The sequence below is a fragment of the Gemmatimonadota bacterium genome (assembly GCA_026705765.1).
GTDB lineage: Bacteria > Latescibacterota > UBA2968 > UBA2968 > UBA2968 > VXRD01.
In genome coordinates this window covers 1-2194 of the sequence record JAPPAB010000077.1, presented here as the reverse complement: position 1 = coordinate 2194, position 2194 = coordinate 1, and the positions used below count along the sequence as shown (strand labels likewise).

Genomic DNA, 2194 nt, shown 5'->3' with positions numbered 1-2194 from the left:
GCACATTGGTGGATCAGTCCCAGGCCGCAGGCTCCTACCAGATACGGTGGGATGTGCTCGATCAGCGGGGCGTTTCGCTATCGACGGGGGTCTATATCGCACGTCTGAGCTATCCCGGCGGGGTGCAGACCCAACGGCTGCTCTACCTCAAGTAGCGCCGAACGCACAAAAAGAAAGCCCCTGAAAATTCAGGGGCTTTCTTTGTACGCCTCATATTTTTCACAACACCCTACTGAACCCGCATCCATGTATCAACCCATGCCCCCTCATAAGATGCCGTCATCGTATTGCCTTCAAACACCCACTGCTGCTCATCGTGTGCAATCTCAATTTTATCGCCCTCAACCGTAATCTTGCCCTTCACACTCTTGGCCTTGGGATAAATCGACATCGGTGCTTCGGCAGAAGACCGATACCCCTGGCGAACCAGCACATGCCTGGCTCGCGTAATCGCCGATGTAGAAATCTCATACGTACTGGCGGCATAATTAAATCGCCGGGGCGTACCGTCTTTTAAGTCCTCGAGAAAATTGAGCGTAATATGTGCTTTTCGAGAACTGATTGGCTCCCAAAAAAGCGACCCTTTTATATGCGGGGCACGCAACACAGTCCCATCTTGCAATTGACGCGTTTGCAAAACCCAGGTACCCGCCAATTGTGTTTGCATATCTGACAGACGATCACTGCATCCCTGAATTGCGAACACAGACAGGAGGCATATCATCAGGCGTTTCATTTCGATCTCCCTGCAAGTTATCACCACAAAAACGAACAACTACAGTATATTTTTCGATTCGCGCTCTGTCAAGCCAAAAAAATGCGATGAAAGGTAAGACTGTGAAAAACTTGACCTTTTCTAATAACAGCAATATATTCAAGGGCGATATAAAAATCAAAAGTCTATATATCGCCTTTTTTGAAATTCTTAAATCTAACTCAAAAGGGAGGACCATCGTGATGAACCCTCGTACATTACTTTCCATTGTCGGACTGCTCGTGCTGGCCGGCGTCTTTTCCAATGCGCCACCCGCCCTGGCAAATTGTCCACTTCCTCCCGGCGTGACGCCTCCTGCGGACCCGCGTGTGACGGCACAACAGGTGGAAGATGGCAGCGCTACCCTGATGGACTTCGCGCTGGCCGTGAGAGAGCGGTCCAGAGAATATGCCCAGGGGGCCGCGACCACGGAGGAAGCGGTATATATCGGATGTATCATAAGGCAGGAGGATGGGATTTGGCGTTCCGGTTCCACGTACATCGTGAGCCTGACGCTCGACGGCAGAGTGTACATTCACGCGAAGGACATGGCATTGTCGGGCAGGCTGATCAACCCTGTGATTTACGGCGCGATCCTTTTTGCGTTGGGCGTATCCCCAACCGATCTGGCGAATCTGGCGTCTCCCGATCCTGCTGTCGCCGCCCAGGCTTTCGGCGCCGTCGTGGGCACATTGTTGCAGGAACCGGACGGCGCATTCGATGCGACCACTCCTATTCCAGGTCTGTCACCAGGAATACCAGGCGCTTCGGGCCATGCCGCTGTCTATGTCGAGCCCAATTTAGGGGCGGCTCCGATTGTGATGCTCATGGGATTCGATCTCAATGAATCTCACCTGGTTCCCATTAGCGATGAAACAATCGATTACGGCGACCCGGCCATTACCGCCGAGGCGGTGGTGGACAGAGAAACCCTGAAGACCTTCGTCACGGAAGCAGGAAATTACTTTCTTGAAATCCTGAGGTCCGGCGATACAGCCGCTATTCAGCAAACCAGGATCGCCTTGCGGGATGAGAACGGACCCTGGCGACACGGTCCCGTGTACCTCTATGTCCTGGATATTGTCAGCAACATCATCATATTTCACGCAGCGTTTCCGGACAAATACGAGTATCGGCCTCTGGTGCCGACCGTCCTTGATGCTGTGACCGGAGAGTTCATTCTGCCTCAAGTCATCGAAGCGGCGAAGAGTAGCCCGGAAGGCGGCTTCGTGGAGTATTACTTTGACGATCCCACGGACGACACCGACAGCGCCGACATCCCAAAGGTGGGATACGCACGCGAGTTCGCCGCTGAAATCCGGAGGGCAGACGGAAGCACAGTCCCGGCTGACTTCATCGTCGGATCGGGCTTTTATGGGCGCGCACCCGAGGTTGTCGTCCCAACTGAACCCCATACGGTAGTGGAGGCCACTGTTATGG

Annotated in this window: 2 protein-coding genes; one reads left to right on the top strand and one right to left on the bottom strand. The window is 53.6% G+C overall.

Going from position 1 to position 2194, the window contains the following annotated elements; all coding sequences use genetic code 11:
• Positions 1–229: 229 nt before the first annotated feature.
• On the bottom strand, positions 230–736 hold the full coding sequence (locus OXH16_10205) for a hypothetical protein (protein MCY3681760.1): 507 nt from the start codon (positions 734–736) through the stop codon (positions 230–232).
• An 86-nt stretch (positions 737–822) separates the two neighbouring features.
• Between OXH16_10205 and OXH16_10200 the strand changes: the two genes are divergently transcribed.
• Positions 823–2194: hypothetical protein (locus OXH16_10200; GenBank protein ID MCY3681759.1), on the top strand; the 1372-nt coding region annotated here is incomplete at its 3' end.

What these genes read in the sequence shown, in the direction of transcription:
- OXH16_10205 (MCY3681760.1), bottom strand. Translation starts at nt 736, where the DNA reads ATGAAACGCCTGATGATATGCCTCCTGTCTGTGTTCGCAATTCAGGGA.